The sequence below is a fragment of the Gemmatimonadota bacterium genome, from assembly GCA_026706845.1.
In the GTDB taxonomy this organism is placed as follows: Bacteria; Latescibacterota; UBA2968; order UBA2968; family UBA2968; genus VXRD01.
In genome coordinates, this window is sequence record JAPOXY010000087.1 from 1 (window position 1) to 18,818 (window position 18,818).

Annotated in this window: 13 protein-coding genes and 1 tRNA gene; 3 read left to right on the forward strand and 11 right to left on the reverse strand. The window is 48.3% G+C overall.

The window, feature by feature from the left end; translation table 11 throughout:
• The 11 genes from OXG87_08840 to OXG87_08890 all read right to left on the reverse strand — a co-directional run.
• The coding region (locus OXG87_08840; protein MCY3869651.1) for a hypothetical protein at positions 1–1,161 on the reverse strand (1,161 nt) is incomplete at its 3' end.
• A gap of 1,400 nt (positions 1,162–2,561) precedes the next feature.
• Positions 2,562–2,638 (reverse strand) — tRNA-Met (locus OXG87_08845).
• Positions 2,639–2,693: 55 nt separating this feature from the next.
• Positions 2,694–4,001: a hemolysin family protein gene (locus OXG87_08850; protein MCY3869652.1), complete on the reverse strand. Its 1,308-nt coding sequence runs from the start codon at positions 3,999–4,001 to the stop codon at positions 2,694–2,696.
• Positions 4,002–4,058: 57 nt separating this feature from the next.
• On the reverse strand, positions 4,059–4,484 hold the full coding sequence (gene ybeY / locus OXG87_08855) for an rRNA maturation RNase YbeY (protein MCY3869653.1): 426 nt from the start codon (positions 4,482–4,484) through the stop codon (positions 4,059–4,061).
• Positions 4,481–6,736, reverse strand: coding sequence for an HDIG domain-containing protein (locus tag OXG87_08860; protein ID MCY3869654.1), 2,256 nt, complete (start codon positions 6,734–6,736; stop codon positions 4,481–4,483). The genes ybeY and OXG87_08860 overlap by 4 nt, the downstream gene beginning before the upstream one ends.
• Positions 6,733–7,683: a PhoH family protein gene (locus OXG87_08865; GenBank protein ID MCY3869655.1), complete on the reverse strand. Its 951-nt coding sequence runs from the start codon at positions 7,681–7,683 to the stop codon at positions 6,733–6,735. The genes OXG87_08860 and OXG87_08865 overlap by 4 nt, the downstream gene beginning before the upstream one ends.
• Before the next feature lie 174 nt (positions 7,684–7,857).
• A complete protein-coding gene (locus OXG87_08870) occupies positions 7,858–8,700 on the reverse strand; it encodes a LysM peptidoglycan-binding domain-containing protein (protein MCY3869656.1) in 843 nt (280 codons plus the stop codon).
• Between the two features lie 41 nt (positions 8,701–8,741).
• Positions 8,742–8,987 (reverse strand): hypothetical protein, encoded by a 246-nt coding sequence (locus OXG87_08875; GenBank protein MCY3869657.1) that lies wholly within the window; start codon positions 8,985–8,987, stop codon positions 8,742–8,744.
• Positions 8,988–9,144: 157 nt separating this feature from the next.
• A complete protein-coding gene (aspS, locus tag OXG87_08880; GenBank protein MCY3869658.1) occupies positions 9,145–10,920 on the reverse strand; it encodes an aspartate--tRNA ligase in 1,776 nt (591 codons plus the stop codon).
• Positions 10,921–10,929: 9 nt separating this feature from the next.
• Positions 10,930–12,222 (reverse strand): histidine--tRNA ligase, encoded by a 1,293-nt coding sequence (gene hisS, locus OXG87_08885; protein ID MCY3869659.1) that lies wholly within the window; start codon positions 12,220–12,222, stop codon positions 10,930–10,932.
• A 101-nt stretch (positions 12,223–12,323) separates the two neighbouring features.
• Positions 12,324–13,589 carry a ribonuclease HII gene (locus tag OXG87_08890; GenBank protein MCY3869660.1) on the reverse strand — a complete coding sequence of 422 codons (1,266 nt, stop codon included), beginning with the start codon at positions 13,587–13,589 and terminating at the stop codon, positions 12,324–12,326.
• Positions 13,590–13,780: 191 nt separating this feature from the next.
• On the opposite strand from OXG87_08890, the gene OXG87_08895 reads away from it, so the two are divergent.
• The 3 genes from OXG87_08895 to OXG87_08905 all read left to right on the forward strand — a co-directional run bounded on the left by OXG87_08895 (position 13,781) and on the right by OXG87_08905 (position 18,680).
• Entirely contained in the window at positions 13,781–15,556 is a 1,776-nt protein-coding gene (locus tag OXG87_08895; GenBank protein ID MCY3869661.1) for an ABC transporter ATP-binding protein, read from the forward strand.
• Between the two features lie 4 nt (positions 15,557–15,560).
• The gene (locus tag OXG87_08900; protein MCY3869662.1) at positions 15,561–17,522 is read left to right on the forward strand and encodes an ABC transporter ATP-binding protein; all 1,962 of its coding nucleotides are present in this window, start codon (positions 15,561–15,563) and stop codon (positions 17,520–17,522) included.
• Between the two features lie 555 nt (positions 17,523–18,077).
• Positions 18,078–18,680, forward strand: coding sequence for a helix-turn-helix domain-containing protein (locus tag OXG87_08905; protein MCY3869663.1), 603 nt, complete (start codon positions 18,078–18,080; stop codon positions 18,678–18,680).
• The last annotated feature ends 138 nt before the right edge of the window (positions 18,681–18,818 follow it).

Consider the following 18,818-nt stretch of genomic DNA (forward strand, 5'->3'; position numbering starts at 1 on the left):
AAAAAAGTTGTGGTCAACCCGCACGCTGATGGGATTGTCTGTACCTTCCTCAGATTCGTTTCCTCCACCGACATGGGTGTTATCGAGCAATATATAAGCCCTGTTGATGAAGGCACAATGGTCAATTCGATTAAACCGGGCTACTTTGTCGTTGGCTCTGAGGGAAGTGCCAAGGATGCCTCCTGTCCACCTATCTGCCTGGCTACGGGGGTAAAAAACACACTGTGTGATGCGATTGTGATCTCCCCTGATAGTAAGCGGCTTGGGATACTGGGTTCTGCCTATTTTAGTATTTGAACTGATATCGCGAAAGATAAACCCATGAAGCACATTGTGATCACCTGAGATATCAAAAACAGTGTCTCCAGTAATCGTGACTTCACCGGGATTGATCGCTCGCATTTCAAAGGTGTCGTATCTACTGACACCTGTTTTTGAAAACGCAATATGCCCTAAGTCTGTGTAAGTGCCATCTGAAAAAGCAATGGTCGCAGGACCTGATAAATTTTGTATGACTGCGTTGAGATCGGAGGAGTGAGAAACCGTAACGGTCTGCTTTTTGTAAATTGACACTGTCGTTGAGCCTATTTTATTTCTTGTTTGCGATAGCAACTCTACATGGAGAAGATAAGTCTCGTTTTGCCACTGTGCAGGTTCGATTCTCAATCGAACTTCTCCTGTTCTTTCATCAATAGCGAAGGTGGTTGCTTTTTGTTGGAAATTTTCTTGTGTGGGTTCCAAAACGTAATGGTGAATAGCTGCAAGATTCTCGTTGAGAAGAATGACGCCAATGGACTCGCCTGTTTTGGCAAGCGTCGAAACCCCAAAGAGCGATTTGCCTTGAAGATCACTGACGGACCCGGTGGTTCTTTTGCCAAAGCTACTGACAAAAACCAGAAAATCGCCAAACCCAATCGCACCATCGCCATTTAGATCGTATCTTGCCTCATACATCTTTTGACCTTCCTGAGACCCAAACGCGCCTACAAACAGCAAAAAGTCGAGAAAATCGACCACACCACTCTCATCAAAATCGGGCGAAGATATCGCAGACAACGGTTGGGTCAACAGTGCTATGGCTGAGTTTTGAAACACCAATGCATCTCTCCAGGCACTGTGAGACACCCCCAAAAACAGCAGACAAATGACAAGAGATTTCATAATCCTCCTTACTTTAAATAATAATCAGCAACCAAAGTATAGGAGAGGGTAGGCCAAAGGGAGGTGGCCAATGTCACACCACGTCACATCAGCCGACAATGACAGGACTACCCTCTCTATTTTTATCTCCTTACATTTCAGCCAGATTTTATTATCAGCATACCCTCACCACTGGCAGCTTGCTGAAACACAGTTTGCCCAGCTACCGCGATATAGGGTTCAGCCCAGGGGCTTTAGAGCTTGGTTTGCGGATGGCGGGTATGCTGATGCCTACTTTTACATGCTAAAAAACGAAAGCCGTGCAAAGGAGAGACGCCACACAACTGGGAGAGAAATTTTGGATCTGGTAAAATGTGGCAGCCTCTGTTTTTGTATGTTTCATATCACGTCAAAAAATGGACTATTAGACAAAAGGCAAAGATGATCACAAAAATAAAAACCATCAGCCCCACCATCTGGCAAAGCTCAATCAGTTTTCTATTTGTAAATGCCGCCATTGCAAGTATAAAGTTTGCGAGTATGATAAAACCTATAGCGATGTACCACCCCCAAAACATTCTTTTTTTGCTCCTCCTGATTATCCCTCTGTTTTACTACTCCCTATAACGCAAAAACCGTGCCAGTTTTTAGCAAACGGACTAATTCATTGCAGCTAAAGGGGTTATGGCATCTTCAGGGCGTTTCGGGATTTTTTGATGCAATACGCGCCGATAAAATCGTGATGAAATCAATTGGTTTCGTCGAGTTCTTATTCGGTTATTTCCGGTCGCCTTCCTGCGGAGGTGTAAAGTGTTAGATGATGTGGATAAATGGATCTCATGTAATTTAGAAAACGTTTGTTTTCATGTCAAGGGTTATTGAGTGGGAGATTATAGTCCATATCCCGGAGTGCTATAAAAGCCCGTCGATCACCACGGATTGACGGGCTTTTTCATTTCTTGGTAGCCCAACCGTGCCACTCACTGAGAAAACTGGGAATCTGGGACACCCATCGCCCCTCTAGAATGAGTACCGGATGGACCGGGCTTCTCAGCTTACCCTTATACCTTACTTTCACGTATGAGGCAGGCGCCATTGGGAGAGGTTATCTAAGCCTCTGGTGGTCAGACGACCAATGCACAGAGTATCTTCTTGGTTGGTACAAGGATGGCGAACTGACACAGAATCGTGAAGAAGCCACGCCGGTTGCGTTCACTGGCATCTCCTCAAGCATTGAGTGGATACTTCCTGCACACCCGGATGCGCTTCCGCGACTGAAGGAACAAAAAAGAGCAGGCTGTAAATAGGTTGGATGATATGCTTCCTCTGGGACCGTCTGCAAGGCACATCTATCGCGCGAAAAAAGAGAGCACAAAAAAGCCCGTCAATCATCACCGATTGACGGGCTTTCTTATTTTTTTTGGTAGCGGGGGGGGGATTTGAACCCCCGACCTTTGGGTTATGAGCCCAACGAGCTACCAGGCTGCTCCACCCCGCGACCCTGTGTCCAGGTAAGCAGTAAAAAAGAACGGGATTTTGGGGTTATTGTCAAGCTATTTCTGCGGTTTGTCGTTTTGTATTTGTGTCTCTTCAACGTGTTCTGGTCGATCCTGGGAAGGCGCTCCGCGTTTGGTAATTTTTACCCGTGTAATGCGCTGTCCTACGACTTCGAGGATTTCAAAAAGCAAATTTCCGTGTTCTAAATTTTCATCTATCTGGGGTACGTGTCCAAGAACGTTGTATATAAATCCGCCGAGCGTTTCGTAACCGTTTTGTGGCAGTTCGACGTTGAGCACGATATTGAGGTCTTCGATGTCAATGCGCGCATCTACTACGAGCATTTTGCCCTCTTCGCGCCATTCAAAAAGCGGTTCTTCATCGTCGTATTCATCTTGAATTTCACCGACGATTTCTTCGATAATATCTTCCATTGTAACAAGGCCAGACGTTCCACCATATTCTCCGACAACAATCGCCATGTGTACTTTTTCGCGCTTAAATTCGGCCATTAACTCGGCGAGTGTTTTATTTTCTGGCACAAAGTATGGCGTACGCATGATCTCTGGGATAGACCACGGCTGATTGGTCGCCAGATTGAGCAAAATATCTTTGACATACACGACGCCTTTAATGTTGTCGATTCGCTCTTCATAGATGGGAATTCGCGAGTGCCAGGATTGTTGGATCAGTTCGAGAAGCTCTTTAGGCGTGGCCGTTACCTCGGCAGAAATTATATCTATGCGCGGGATCATCACCTCCTTGACCGTTGTTTCGTCAAATTCAAAGATGCCCTCTATCATTTCTCTTTCTTCTGCTTCGATTATGCCTTCTTCTGTTTCCGATTCGACGATATTTCGCAATTCTTCTTCTTTTAGTGCTCTGCTATCGTCTTCGCTCAAGAAAATAGTTTGCGCTTTTTGCAACAGGAGTGTGGGAATGACGAGAATAAAATAAAAGGGCAAAAAACATATCGGCAAAAAGGGCAGAGGGCGGTCTGATCCTTCTTCTCTTCGGTAGGGGGGGACGATGCTGCGAATGATCAGGGCGATAAATACATAAAGCGAGATGAGCAATGCTGCGCCGAGATACAGCCAGAAACCCGGTTTGAACATCTGAAAAAGAATGGATAGCAGTGCCAGAGCACCTATGGATATGGCGATTGTCTGACCGAGCAAAACCATTAGTGAGACAAAATCGCGGGAGCGATAGAGCCAGAGGTAGAGTCCTGCGCGTGCTATTTTTTCTTCGTGCAGGCGTTCGAGGGTGGTGCGCGAAACAACAATTGAGCCGAGCCTGGAGAAAGCTGCTGTCAGGACAATAGAAGCGATGGTTATAAAGACTGCTGGCCAAGGATCGTCCAAAAAAATCACGCTCCTTTCGGGGGAATGATTGTTTGTAGCAAGGACATAAGCACAAAACTATTCAATCAGGGTCAGATATTTTTTTTCTTCGTTTTGCATTTGCGTGTACCCTTCAAGGGTATCGTGTTCAAATCCCAGCAAATGCAGGGTTCCGTGTACTGTCAAGCGGGTTATTTCTGCCTGTAAGGACCGGTTATGCGCTTTTGCTTGCTGTCGTGCGCGATCTACTGAAATGTATATCTCTCCACAATAATGCGCCTCTGGATGGATCGCATCGGAAAGCTCAAATGAGAGAACATCGGTCGTTTTGTCTGTGTTCCGATATTTTTTGTTGAGTTGTCGGATATGGGCATCATGGGTTAGAACGCACGAAATGGGAAGATGCACCTCATTGTCTGAAAGAAGTTGTTGCACGACAGCTTCTAAGCGAGGGATATCCAGATCGCATACATCGACTAAAGTAGTTAGTTCCAGTTTATTCATCTGCTCGCGGTCTGGCGTTCTTGTTGTTGCACTTGCCAGGGATAGGGTATCCGAGGGTGATGCGAAGCCTGCAAGACGGGTAAAAAGGCTTCCTGGATTCTGGTCAGGTCGCGCAATGTGAGATCGCATTCATCCAGTTCTCCCGCATCATAGCGACCTTTGACAATTGTTTGGACAAGCTTTTTAATTTCGTCTGGCTCATTGTTCGGCAAAGACCGCGTCGCAGATTCGACAGCGTCTGCGAGATTAATAATACCCGCTTCTTTGGTCTGGGGTTTGGGACCGGGATAGTGAAAGTCGGCATCGCGGACTGCCTGTTCGTCAATGAGTTGCGCCTGATGCTTAAACGAAGTCATTTCTGAAGTCCCATGGTGCTGCGGGATGAGATCAATAATTGCCAGAGGAAGTCCTTCTTCTTTTGCCAATTCGATCCCGTCTCTGACATGCGAGATGAGAATCAGGGCACTTATTTGAGGCTGCAACTCATCGTGGGGATTCACGCCATGCTGGTTTTCTATAAAATAGTGTGGTCGTCTCATTTTTCCAATATCGTGGTAGTAACACCCAACGCGCGCGAGCAAGGGGTCTGCGCCTATTGCGACAGCGGCTTCTTCTGAGAGATTGGCCATGTTTATGCTGTGGCTAAAGGTTCCAGGAGCGCGAAGGGCCAAATTGCGCAATAGCGGACGATTTAAGTCCGCCAGTTCGAGCAGTGTCATGGATGTTACGACATTGAAAACACTTTCGAATACGGGCAATAATCCAATGGTGAGGATTAAGGAACCGAAGGCAGACACAATGCCCCAGAATAAATCCTCGCGTATTTCTGTGAGAAACTCGGTGGTGTTGGCATAAGAAAAAAGTAGTCCGACCGTAGAGGTAATTGTCAGAGCATAAGCGACGATCAGATACAGACCAGGGCGGTAAAAATCTCTGCGATGGCGCACCTGATGTACAGAAAATGCACCAATAATGCCTGTGGTGAGAAAGATGATCCCGTATTGGAGTTCGCCGAGAATGCTGGCACAAAGCGTTGTAACGACAAGGGTAATCACCATGCCGACGACGGCATCAAAGAGCACGGTTGCCAGCATTGCAGATAGTGCAACGGGAATAAGAAAAGGCGATATGGCCTGGCTTTGGGCGGCGTAATCGGCCACGGCAGTAGGGATTAAAATAATAATGCCAAACAGTACGATGTTTTTGGACGGGCGATAAAGGTCGGGACGATAAAATTTTAGAAACGCAAAAAATATTATGAGCGTCAACGCACAAAGTGCTAAACTAGCACCGCGCTGAATGAGGTCAATGAATGGGTCTTGCTGGCGGCGCTGGTTGATATGTTCGGCCAGAGACCTGAGTTTGTCTATGTCGTCAGATGTTACGCGGTCGTGTTTGTCAATAATGCGCTCGCCTTTGAGGACCGTCCCTGGCTTGGTCCGCTGGACATTGCTGGCTGCCTCCTCTCTTCGCCTCTGCGTTTCGGTAGCGTCATAAGCAATGTTGGGGGATAGATAGGCCAGAACCAGTTCACTACCAGCTCTCATTTCCATAGCACTTGCCTTTGGCAATTGTTGTTCTATGGTTTGTTGGAGTTCCGAGGTAACCTTTTCTATATCGACCAGTTCTTCGAGACCCATTCGGTGTTCTGTTCCATTTTTTAGTAGTATAATCTCTGCATACCCTTCTTCGATGGTATTTATTTCCTGGTCGAGAATCCCGTTCTGGTAAGTGCTTTGCAGAATGTTCTCAACTGTGGTGGTCAATGTATTGCGACTGGATGATCGCCTTCGAGATACGGGTATGAGATGTTTCAGAGTGGATTCCGACAGGGGGCTAATTTCCGGGTGTGAAAGCCGCAGCTCTTGTGAGAGTGATTCGCTTACCCCAGAGCCTATGTGCTTTTTTATGTCGTTTAGAAATGTTTTATATGCGTTCAGTTTGCTTTGCTGCACTGTGCTATCATAGCGCAAAATCGGCAAAATCTGGCGGCGAGCTTCTGCGACTTCATCCCGGTATGCTTCCTCGCTTTTGTACACGGGAAATGATTCAGATGCAATGACTTCATCTGGCGCAATTGCGCCTACACGGAAGGCACTGTATTCGTATTGCTGTTGCGTGGGAAATAAGACGGTTAGTACGCCTAAGAGAGCGAGCATCAACGCAATGCGAAAGGCTTGCTTTCCCCGCTGTTTCCACTGTTGTCTCGTCCGACGCGTGCGATCGCGTTGACGTTTTCTAAAGAACATCATGGTTTTGGCAGAGCCTCTTCTACATCTGGTTCCTGGGAATGTTCGCTTTGCTCATAAGCTGTTATAATTTGTTGGACCAATGGGTGTCTTACAACATCTCTTTCTGAAAAGCTGATAAATTTGATGGCTTCTATATGAGATAGGATGTGCTGGACGTGTATAAGTCCGGACTTAATACCCAATGGCAGGTCTATTTGTGTTATATCACCCGTAATTACGGCCCTGGCATTGTTGCCCAGGCGGGTGAGAAACATCTTCATCTGGTTGACGGTGGTATTCTGGGCCTCGTCGAGAATGACAAAAGCGTTATTCAGGGTGCGTCCTCTCATAAATGCAAGTGGTGCAATTTCGAGGGTGTGCATTTCCATAAGGTGTTGCAATTGTGTATCGGGTAGCATGTCGCGCAGTGCGTCGTAGAGCGGGCGCAAATAGGGATCGACTTTATCCTGTATATCTCCCGGAAGAAATCCCAGGGTTTCTCCAGCTTCTACGGCTGGTCGCGTCAGGATAATTCTGGAGATGTGTTTGCTTTTCAGTGCAGCAACAGCCGCTGCGACTGCCAGATAAGTCTTTCCCGTGCCCGCAGGCCCAATACCGAAAACAATATCGTGGTCTTCTATAGCTGTCGAGTAAGCAACCTGAGTCCGTGAGCGGGCGCGAATGAGAATTTTGGGCGTTGAAAGAATGGGCTTTGCGTATTCGCCGATTTCAGATTCGCAATTTTCTGGCGGTGGCGCCAGCAGGTGTAGAGGGTCAAACTGATCGCCGCGCCGAAGGCATGAAATCATTTCTTCTAATAGACCAGAGACGTGTTGAACTTTGTGTTGTGGTCCCTGAACGTTTAGCTGATCTCCGCGGGCGGTTAAACGCACGCCATAGCGGTCTTCAAGGGCGAGCAAATTTGCATCGTTGTGACCGTATAATGACAGGAGGTCAACACCGCGCAAAGATAGTCTATGGGAGAGCTCTCTGTTTTCCACCATTTGAGTATTTAAAAAAGAAAACTCTCATTCCCAAACAGACTACGGGAATGAGAGTTCTATTTTAGAGTTAGAGGTTGATAGATGAACCTTCCATTGGATTTATGAAAGATCCAAATTCTGGGATCGAAGAGGTTGAGGTCAGTTTGCTGGAATATCGAATACTTGAGCTGGAAAAATCATGCTCGGATCAAAGATCTGTGTTTTATTGGCCTGGTAGATCCGATTCCATTTGGTGACATCATTGTACACCTTGTCAGCAATGGACGAGAGGTTCTCGCCACTCATCACGAGGTGTTGGTTAATATCGACGCCAAAAGGAACGTTGAGAACCCACTTGGGATAAATCAGATCGGGATGTTTAATTTTATCCCGGTTTTCAACATAGATACGGGGCCAGAGATAGGGATCGCCGTAAATATCGTCTTTTTTCGCGATTTTCCAGAGATTATCACCTCTGACAACCGAATATTGCCGAATGCGTTTGCGAGGCATACGCGCTTTGACCTGCTCGAGTAATTGATCAATACTGGCCAGTTTTGCCTGTGCTGCTGGAAAACAGGCTCTTTTGTCTGCTTTAAGCTCTGATACGCGGGCTTCTATTTGATCAATTTCATCTCGAACTTCAAAAAGGGCATCTTCTGCCAGGCTGCGCAAGCCCATGAGGCGGCCTTCAATTCGGCCGAGTTCTTGTATGTATTCGTTGACCCCTGCTTCATTGGACTCAACGAGAGTATAGACTTGCTGTTTGATTTCACTAATCTGGGTATCCAGGCTCGAAATCTGGCTCGAAAGGTCATTAGATGCAGTTTGGCATTCAAGCAGAGCCTGTTTGAGTCCTGCAAGCCGTTGCTCCTGTTCTGTAAGTTTCATCCTGTATTCATCATAGGTCATTTCCATCTGGGCAATTCCCTTTTGAGGGAAAACCAAAAGGGCAACTGCACAACAAACGAAAAAGAACCCGAAACGCTTCAAACCTGTCATCCGACCAACTCCTTTCCACACACCAAAAGAAAATTACTGGCTCAAGACCTGTTGCACTGACTTAAGATATTTTGCCACTCGGCCAGAACCTGTTTTTTCTGTGCCAATTGGCGTTCCAACTCGGCCCGGTGTTGCTTACAGGCTGCGAGGTCGGCTTCAGCCGATTCTGCGGCTTTACGCGTTTCTTCGAGCATTTGGAGTTGCGATCTCGAGGCCATTGGCGTGCAACATCCAGATAACAGAACGAGTAATAGACCACAACCTGCCGCTTTTTTGAGTCTTTTCATAACCCGACTGCCTCCTCAGAAATATTGATGTAAGTATCTAAATTATCAAGGGGTTAAGGTGAGAGAAAAGAAACTGATAATACAACTTTTAGACAAAGTACTACATAAAATACAGAAAGTCAAGAAAAAGTTTTGAATGCGTTGTAGCCCTTTGTGATTACAATAATCGCAAACCGAGTTCGCGGAGTTGAGCGGGATCTACTATAGATGGTGCCCCATCCATGAGCGATGCCGCTGTATTGGTTTTCGGAAATGGAATGACATCGCGGATAAATGCTTTGCCAGCCATGAGGGCGATCAGACGGTCGTATCCAAACGCGATGCCGCCATGGGGAGGTGCGCCGTATCGAAAGGCATCGAGTAAGAAGCCGAATTTTTCCCGCGATTCGCTTTCGGATATCCCCAACATGTGGAATACGCGTTCCTGGATTCCTCTGTGGTGGATACGAATACTTCCGCCAGCGATTTCGTTCCCATTGAGAACGAGATCATAAGCTCTGGCGCGAACATCACCCGGGGCTGTTTCAAGATCATCGAGATCCGCTTCCATGGGGGAGGTGAAGGGATGGTGGCAGGCGACATAGCGTTTTTCAACGTCATCAAATTCGAGAAGGGGGAACTGCGTCACCCATAAAAAACTAAAGTCGCCGGTCTCCATAAGATCTTGTTGCCGCGCGAGTTCTAAGCGCAGATTTCCCAGTGCATTTGCAACAACTGCGGGTTGATCAGCGACGAATAAAAGCAGATCTCCCGTCTGTGCGTCGAGTAATTCTCTGAGCATTTGTTGGGCTTGATCGGGGAAGAACTTGACAATTGATGATTCGAGTCCCTGATCGGTCACTTTAATCCAGGCGAGTCCCTTAGCGCCGTGTTTTGCGGCAAAGGCTGTGAGGTCATCGATTTGTTTGCGCGAGTAGTTTGCACATCCTTTGGCATTAATGGCGCGAACTTGCCCCCCGGAATCAATTACGGATCTAAAGACCCGAAATTCAGAAGCGAGAGCAGCTTTTGCAATATCGACAATTTCGAGGCCAAATCGCGTATCCGGGCGATCGGTGCCAAAGCGGTCAATCGCCTCGCGATAGGTCATTTGTGGTATGGGTGAGGGGATATCAAATCCTATGATGTGCTCAAACAGGTACCGCGTAAGCCCTTCTGCGAGTTGCATGACATCGGCTTCTGTGACAAATGCCATTTCAATGTCAATTTGGGTAAACTCGGGCTGGCGGTCACCCCGCAGGTCTTCATCGCGGAAGCAGCGCACGATTTGAAAGTAGCGATCATAACCGGCGATCATGAGCAACTGTTTGTAGGTTTGAGGCGATTGGGGCAGGGCATAGAAGGAGCCTCTTTGAACGCGAGATGGAACGAGATAATCTCTTGCACCTTCGGGTGTGCTTTTCATGAGGAAGGGGGTTTCGATTTCGAGAAAGCCCTGGCTAATCAAATATTTGCGCGTTTCTTGTGCGGCGTTATGTCTCAGGAACAGGGCTTGTTGCATATCGGGGCGGCGCAGGTCGAGGTAGCGATAGCGCAGGCGCAGTTCTTCGTTGACGTCGATGTCGGGTTCTATGGCAAATGGCGGGGTGTCTGCTTCGTTGAGAAGGCGCAGGTCTGAACATTCGATGTCGATGGCACCGGTGGGCAATTTGGGATTTGTCATGCCTTCCGGGCGCGGCTCAACTCTGCCTTTTATCGCAAGGACAAATTCGTTGCGAATCTGTTCGGCAATAGCGTGTGTTTCTGATTCGAGATCGGGCCGAAAGACCACCTGGGTGATGCCGTGGCGGTCGCGCAAATCGACAAATATGACGCCTCCGTGATCGCGTCTTTTGCCGACCCAACCCATCAGGCAGACTTCTTCGCCCACATTTTCGATGCGCAATTCGCCGCAGTTGTGCGTGCGTTTCCAGTCGCCGAGCGACTCTGACATGGCAGTCTCCTACGCTTGGGTAATTCCGTTTTTAAGCGTTGTTTTTATCGCGCACAGGTCGTTTTGTGAAAAAATTTGTTGCGCGCGCGCTTTGAGATCTTTGAGTACGAGGGTGTTTGCAGATGCTTCATCTGGCCCAATCACCGCTGCAAAGGGAATATTTTGTCGATCTGCATATTTGAATTGTCTGTCGAGACGCTGTCCCGGAATGAGGTGGAGTTCTGTTGCGATACCCTCCTGGCGCAGTTTTTCGGCAAAAGAAGACGATTGGGAGAGCAGGTCTTCTGAGAATACCGTAACGAAGACGCGGGCGCCGGGCGTTTCGAGTTGGGGATAAATGTCTATTTCTTTTAGCAGTTCGGTGATGGCCATATCGCCGACTGCAAATCCCACGCCCGGTACCTGGCGTTTGCCGCCTACCTGGCGCGTGAGATTGTCGTAACGACCTCCTCCAAAGAGGGCGCGGCGCAACGAGGTTTTGGCCCATGCTTCAAATACCGTGCGCGTATAGTAGTCAAAACCGCGCACGATTTTGAGATCGAGTTTTACAAATTCCATGACATCATTTTTGTCGAGTTGCTCAAATATGCGTTGGAGCCAGGGGGAAAATGTCAGGTCTGCTGTTTGGAGGATTTCGTAGAGGGTATCGATTTGACCTGCACTGAGAGCCAGATCATCGGCGAGATAGGTGCGAAATTTTTCCTCGGGCATTTTGTCTATGCGGTCAATGGCTCCCAAAACAGGTCTGATGTTCTCGGGCGATAGGACCAGTTCTTTGGCGATTAAATTTTCGAGGCCCTGTCGGTCGTTGATTCTGATGGCGGCGTGCTGGGGACTGAGACCGAGGTGTTTGAATAGCGTGCAGGCTATGGTGATTATTTCGGCGTCGGACAGATAGCTATCGCTGCCGAGCGCGTCGATGTTCCACTGAAAAAAGGAACGACCGCGGCCGCGTTGGGGGCGCTCGTATCGGAAGAACCGCCCGTAGGATTGCCAGCGAATGGGGAAGGTGAGTTCGCCTTCTTTCTGGGCGACCATGCGCGCGAGCGTGGGGGTGAGTTCTGGGCGCATGACGAGTTGTTTGTCGTCCCGGTCAGATAGCGTGAATGTCTGCTGTGTGACGATTTCTTCGCTGCTTTTGCCCAGGTAGAGGGCCATGTATTCGAGGATTGTGCTTTCGTATTCCCGGTATCCGAAGAGATTGCCAACGCCGATAAATTTCTCGCAGAGCCACTTCTGGTAGGCCCAGTCTTCGGGATAAAAATCGCGGGTGCCTTTTACTCTGGGAATTAATTGTGGCATGGGTTTATATCCGTTGCAGATTATTTTAATTTATAAAAAAACAAAAATAAAGGTAAGAGGTGGTATTGTCAAGGTTTAAGAGGGAAAATTAGGGGATTGGTCTAAGCTGTAAAGGCGTTTTCGTAGTGGCGGATGGTAGGGCGCGATTGTATCAGGTCAACGGCAATGACGTCAAATCGCGGTGCCGCGTGGTCGGGGTGTTGTGTCAGGTAGGCTTTGGCGACTTTGACGATTTGTGCTTGCTTGGCGGGCGTTACCCGGACTTCTGGTTGCCCAAAATGCGGGGTGGTCGCGGTTTTGACTTCGACGAAGATCAGAACGTCGTTTTTTCCTGCAATAAGGTCGATTTCACCGCCCAGGGCGCGAAAGCCGCGCGCGCGAATGCTATATCCCTTTTGTTTTAGAAATTTTTCTGCCAATTGCTCGCCCTTTGGACCGGATTGTTGAAGGCGGGTACGTTGTTTGCGAAATAGCATGCGCAGGGCCTGTACCTCATCCTGTGGGATATGTTTGCTGGCACTGGCAATGGTTTTTCCTATGGCTTGAAGTTGGTCGAGGTTCATCGCTGAACGAATGCCTTTGGCAAAAATTTTGAAGTCTTCAGAGCGCCTGGCTTCAAAGACGCCCCGGAAAGATCGACGGTGGATCGGACAGGGGCCGTGTTTTTGTAAGGCAGCGAGGTGATCGGCGCTGCCATATCCTTTGTGGTCGGCAAAACCGTAAGCGGGGTAGTGCGCGTGGTAATCGATCATCAGGCGATCGCGCGTTACTTTGGCGATGACAGATGCGGCGGCGATAGAAAGAGATGTCCGATCACCGCCTATAACCGATTGTTCGGGAAATGGACTGCCCGGGAGGGCATTGCCATCGATGAGCACGCGGTCGGGCGAGATGCTGAGGGCGGCGAGTGCCTCGCACATGGCATGGTGGGTGGCGTTGCGGATGTTGTATTTGTCTATTTCTCCTGGGGACGCTTTGCCTGTGCCAATGGCGAGGGCTATATTGTGGATGGTTTCAAAAAGTTCTGCTCTGCGTTTTTCGGATAGTGCTTTGGAGTCGTTCAAGCCGGGGATGAGTGTATCTGGTGGCAGGATAACTGCGGCGGCGACAACCGGACCCGCGAGGGGGCCTCGCCCGGCTTCATCTACGCCTGCGATGTGCCGGATACCCCGTTCTCTGAGTTTTTTTTCTATGGTGAGCATTTGTTCGAGGCGCGCGTTTTCACGGGCTTGTGCTTTTTGCTTTTTTCTCACCTGTTCTGCGAGTGCGCGAACACCGGTGCGAGGGTCCTGTTCGAGTGCGCGGAGGTATGCTTCGTCAGGGCGATTGGTAGATTTGATATGGGCGCGTATTTGCGCAATGGTCATTTTTGAGAGATTTTTCATGGCTGAAGATGCAGGAGGTCCGAAATCGGATGAGAGAGGCTTGATTTAATTAAAAGGTGTCTTTATATTTTTACAGGTGTTTTTAAATATTATTTATGTTTATCCAGAGATGGATAAATTAAAGAAGCGTCGAGATCTAAAAAACTGCAACTTATTTTTGAGATGAGATCGATATGGCAGAGGAGAGCAATACCGATAAGCTGCGCAAGTTCGTGCATTTTGTCACCCCTTTTAAATCGCGCCTGATCTTGCTGGTGTGCCTGACAGCGACGATGACGACATTGAGCATGCTGCCCCCTCTGGTGATGAAGTTTATCATCGATGATGTCATTACCCTGGGCAACTGGCATTTACTGGAAGTGCTTCTGTTTATTTCGATTTGCCTACCTATCACGTCCGCTGCGATGCGCGTTTGGATCTCATTCACCAATGCGTATGTGGGGTGGGGAATAACGACGAGTATGCGGAGGTTCACGTATGAGCACATGTTGAAATTGCCCATGCGCTTTTACGACGAGATGGGTACGGGCAAGATTATGTCGCGCATTATGTCTGATATTGCGAATGTGCGCAGTATGGTGACGTCGCGCATGCTGGGCATTCTCGTTGATTTTGTGTCGTTCTGGGTGGCGCTTGCGCTGTGTATGGGTTTGAATTGGAAGATGGGGTGTCTGCTGCTTTTGCTGATGCCCCTGTATTTTTTTAATTATTACGGGTGGCGCACGCCAATGCGGGAGTCGTACAGTCTTTGGCGCAGAAAAATGGACCAGGTGTCGGTTGGACTACAAGAGCGGTTGGCTGGGGTGCAACTGGTGAAATCTTATGGGCGAGAGCGCAGAGAACACCGCGCATTTGCAGAAGATACGCACCAGAGTTTGGATGCGGCGATGCAAACTGCCACAAATCGCGCTGGCTATATGGCTGGCTCCTGGGGGGTGTCGGGATTGCGCAATACGGTGATTTTTTGTTTGGGTTGTTATTATGTGATTGAGGGTGAGATGACTTATGGGGCTGTGATGGCCTTTTTTTCGTATTCGAGCCGGATGTTTCAACCCATTCTCAATCTCACGCAGATTGCCATGCGTCTTCAATCCGTGATGGTGTCTGTGGAGCGCGTCTTGGAAATTTTAGATTTTCCCATAGAGATTAAGGACAAGGAAGATGCTGTCGAATTGCCACCGATAAAAGGGCATATTAAATTTGAAGATGTGCATTTTGAATACAAAGAGGATGAGCCTGTTTTGAAGGGGATCAACCTGGAGGTACAGCCGGGGCAGATGGTGGCACTGGTGGGGCATACGGGATGCGGCAAGACGACGTTGACGAGTTTGTTGATGCGATTTTACGATGTGAAGGAAGGGCGTATTACAATTGATGGTCACGATTTGAGAGATGTGAAGTTGCGGACCCTGCGTACACAGATCGGCCAGGTGTTGCAAGATTCGGTGATGTTCGATGGTACGATTCGGGAGAATTTGCTATACGGTCGCGCAGATGCCACAGATACCGAGTTGATTGAGGCTGCGCGCATTGCCGAGATTCACGAATTTATTATGCGTACGCCCGAGGGTTACGATTCGTTGCTGGGGAAAGATGGAATTAAACTGTCTGTGGGAGAAAAGCAGCGCCTTGCCATTGCGAGAGCTGTGCTGACCAATCCGTCGGTTTTAATTCTCGACGAAGCGACTTCGTCACTCGATTCCCTATCGGAGGCTCTGATACAGAAGGCAATGACCAGGGTGTTAAAGGAGCGTACGTCCTTTGCCATTGCACACCGATTATCGACGATTGTCAATGCGGATATTATTGTTGTGATGGACCACGGCGAGATTATTGAACAGGGGACGCACAGCGAATTGTTGCAAATACCCGATGGAAAGTATCGCCAGCTTTACGAGCAGCAGGCTGCGGGTTCTATTGAAGAGGCTGTAGAGGCTATGGCGAGTTGAGGTTATGGAAAACTTAAAGCGATTTACCATTTTGTATATCAAGCCGTATTGGGGGCGTATGTTGATGGTCATTATGATGGCCACTATTACGTCGTCCTATACGTTTTTGCTCGGGTTCATTTCAAAAATTACGGTTGACGAAGTCCTGCAACTCAAGCCCGCAGGTGAAGTCGTTTCAGAAGCCCACATGCAGTCTTTGATTCAGGAGGAGAGGCGCCCAAAACGAGATCCGCAGGCAACGATTCCAGGGCTGGGCAAAGAAGGCGGGATAATGCTGCCCAAGACGCGCACGGAAAAACTGGAATGGTTGGGGTGGATTTTCATTCTCTACCTGGTCGTGAGATCGTTTTTTGCCACACTCAACTGGTTTTATACGTATAGCATCGCCTATGTGGGGCAGCGGATTGTGTTCCGCATTCGCCTTGCGCTGCACGAGAAGGTGCAGCAGTTGCAGATGACGTTTTTTGATCGCCAGCAAACCGGGCGGATTATGGCGCGCATTTTGGATGATGTGGGGTTATTGCAGAGCGAGATTACGACGACATTTGTAGAGACGCTGCGGCATGTTGCGCGCATTTTGATGGGTGCGGCGATTCTGTTTACGATTGATGTCAAGCTCGCGCTGATGGCTTTTGTTGCATTGCCCGCGTACGTCGTGACCTATAAGGTGTTTCAGCGTCCAATCGCGAATGTTTTTATGCAGTTTCGAGAGGATTATGCCGAGGTGTCTGCGCTGCTGGAAGAACGGTCAAAGGGAATTCGCCTCATTCTGTCTTATGCGCGAGAAAGACGGGAGTTTCGGGACTTTTTCAGGCGTCTGATCGGGTTGTATCGGTTGGGCGTTAAACAGTCTGTTTTGAGTTCTGGTCTGGGGTCAGTCTGTTCGGTTGTGGGGGGGGTTGCAATGGGTCTGATCTTTTATTTTGGCGCGTTGCAGGTCCGCGGCGGTATGATGACGGTTGGAGAATTGGTTTATTTTTCTATGTCGATGGGGAATCTTTTTTCGCCACTGGTTGCACTTGCCAATGTGAATGCCACGTTGCAACAGATGCTGGTGGTGATCAGTCGCGTGTTTGAGGTGTTGGATGAAGAGGTGATTATTCGGGATAGAGAAGATGCGAAGACCCTCGACAAAGTGCGCGGGCGCGTGTCGTTTCGCGATGTGTCGTTTCGCTATACCGATGCGGGTGATTACGTTCTTCGAGATCTCAAGTTTGTCGTGCGGCCTGGCACTTCGGTGGCTGTGGTTGGTCCTTCGGGTTCGGGGAAGAGTACGCTGGTTAGTTTGTTGATGCGTCTTTATGAACCCACAGAGGGGAAAATTATTCTGGACGATTACGATATACAAGATGTCAAAATTTCTTCATTGCGACAGCACATCAGTATGGTCCCCCAGGAACCCGTTCTGTTTTCCGGGACGATTGCCGATAATATTCGCTACGGTCAGCCCTATACCACGCCCGAGCAGGTGATGGCTGCGGCTAAGGCGGCGGAGTTGCACGATTTTATTATGACGCTGCCAGAAAAATACGAAGCGCCGGTCGAGGAGCGCGGTACCAATTTATCGGGCGGTCAAAAACAGCGTCTGGCTTTTGCGATGGCTGTTGTCACCGATCCCAGTATTCTGATTTTGGACGATACGACTTCGGCGCTGGATGCAAAGACAGAGGCGAAGATTCAAGAGACGCTGGACCATTTGATGGAGGGGCGCACGACGTTTGTGATTACCCACCGGATTTCTACTGCGATGCGGGCAGATCGCATTCTGGTGCTGGACAATGGTCGCATGGCGGGCTGGGGTTTCCACGACGATTTGATAGAAGAGTGCGAGGTCTATCGCTTGCTCTACGAACAGCAACAAAAGCAGAAAGACGATGCGGCAGATGAATTTATTGAGGGGATTATGACGGCGATGGAAGATGTAGAAAAGGGGAAGAAACAACTACAAATGAAAGGCGGGGAATAAGAGGTCGTCATCGCGGCAGGGTCCCCTGCTCAACATCATGCAGGGACATGCTTGAGCCGCGGATCCAGTGTTTGCTAACTGTGAATGGGAAGTCCATTCACAGTTTTTTTTATGCTCAATTTCAAAATCTGCAAAAAAGCAGAAATACGCGGTGAAAATCACAAATACGCGGGGACTTTTTGAGTTGAATTTACTGGTGTGACAGTATTATCATAAAAAGTGCCGCTGACAAGACTCGGCTAAGTCATTTGTCAGCGGCGGCAAATATCTCAAGCTGGTAACTTGAGAAGGCTAAACTAATGTAGCGACCCAAAGTGCGATTGTCAATGCGAATTAAAGCGCGTGGGGAGCAAGTAATGTTCAATTGATTGGGAATAAGCGAGCGATGTTTTCACTTTTTAATTCGATATTCAGTCTGGATTTTGCGCGGGAATAACTCTATATGAAGTAAAGATAATGGGTTACAAGCATTATTGTTTGAAAGGTTCATATTGGCACACAGATTGCACATATCTGTTTGAGTGCAAGCATTTTTAATGTGGTTGTAGAAATCTTTTGGCGTATGGAGAAAAATATGAATGCGAACTCGCTGTGGTTGACAAAGATATAAGAGACCTCGATGCGATATCTCTTTTGACTTGTCTAAAGGTAGAGGAAATTCAAACACGTGTTCTGATTATAGGAGGGGCTGAACGCCTGGAATTAATGGATAGGATGTTCAAGCTGGGTGCTGTAGGATTTCTGGATAAACCGATCAGAAAGGACAAATTTTTGGCAAAGGTCAAAAAGTGCATGCCTTCACAAGATTGGATAAAAAGGAGTCTGGAGTCATTTTTGGAGGAGCATTACAGCGACCCAGGGCTGAGCTTTGATGACCTCATGGCCCATTTTGGGTTTTCCAGATCCCACGGTTGCAAATTGTTCAAGAAACATGTGGGCAAGACTTTCTCAGAAAAATTGCGAGAGATCAGGGTTGCACAGGCACAGCGTTTAATAAAAGAACCCTCAATATTCGTCTATGAGATTGCAAATGCGTGCGGATTTCGTGCATCAAATCGTTTGCGCGAGGCTTTCAAGACCATACACGGAATGCCTCCTACTCAGTACCGCACAAAAGTTATGAGCGGAGAAATTCAGACGCTTTCGGAAGATGTTTGAATTGAATGTTCTTTTGTCTGGTCGAAATTCACTTTCAACAGTGGGCTGAATGAGTTATGGCACATAGTGAACAGGTCGTAAAGTTCAATGGCTATCCACAAAAAGATGTGTCTTTTGAAAATACAGAGGCGCGAGAAG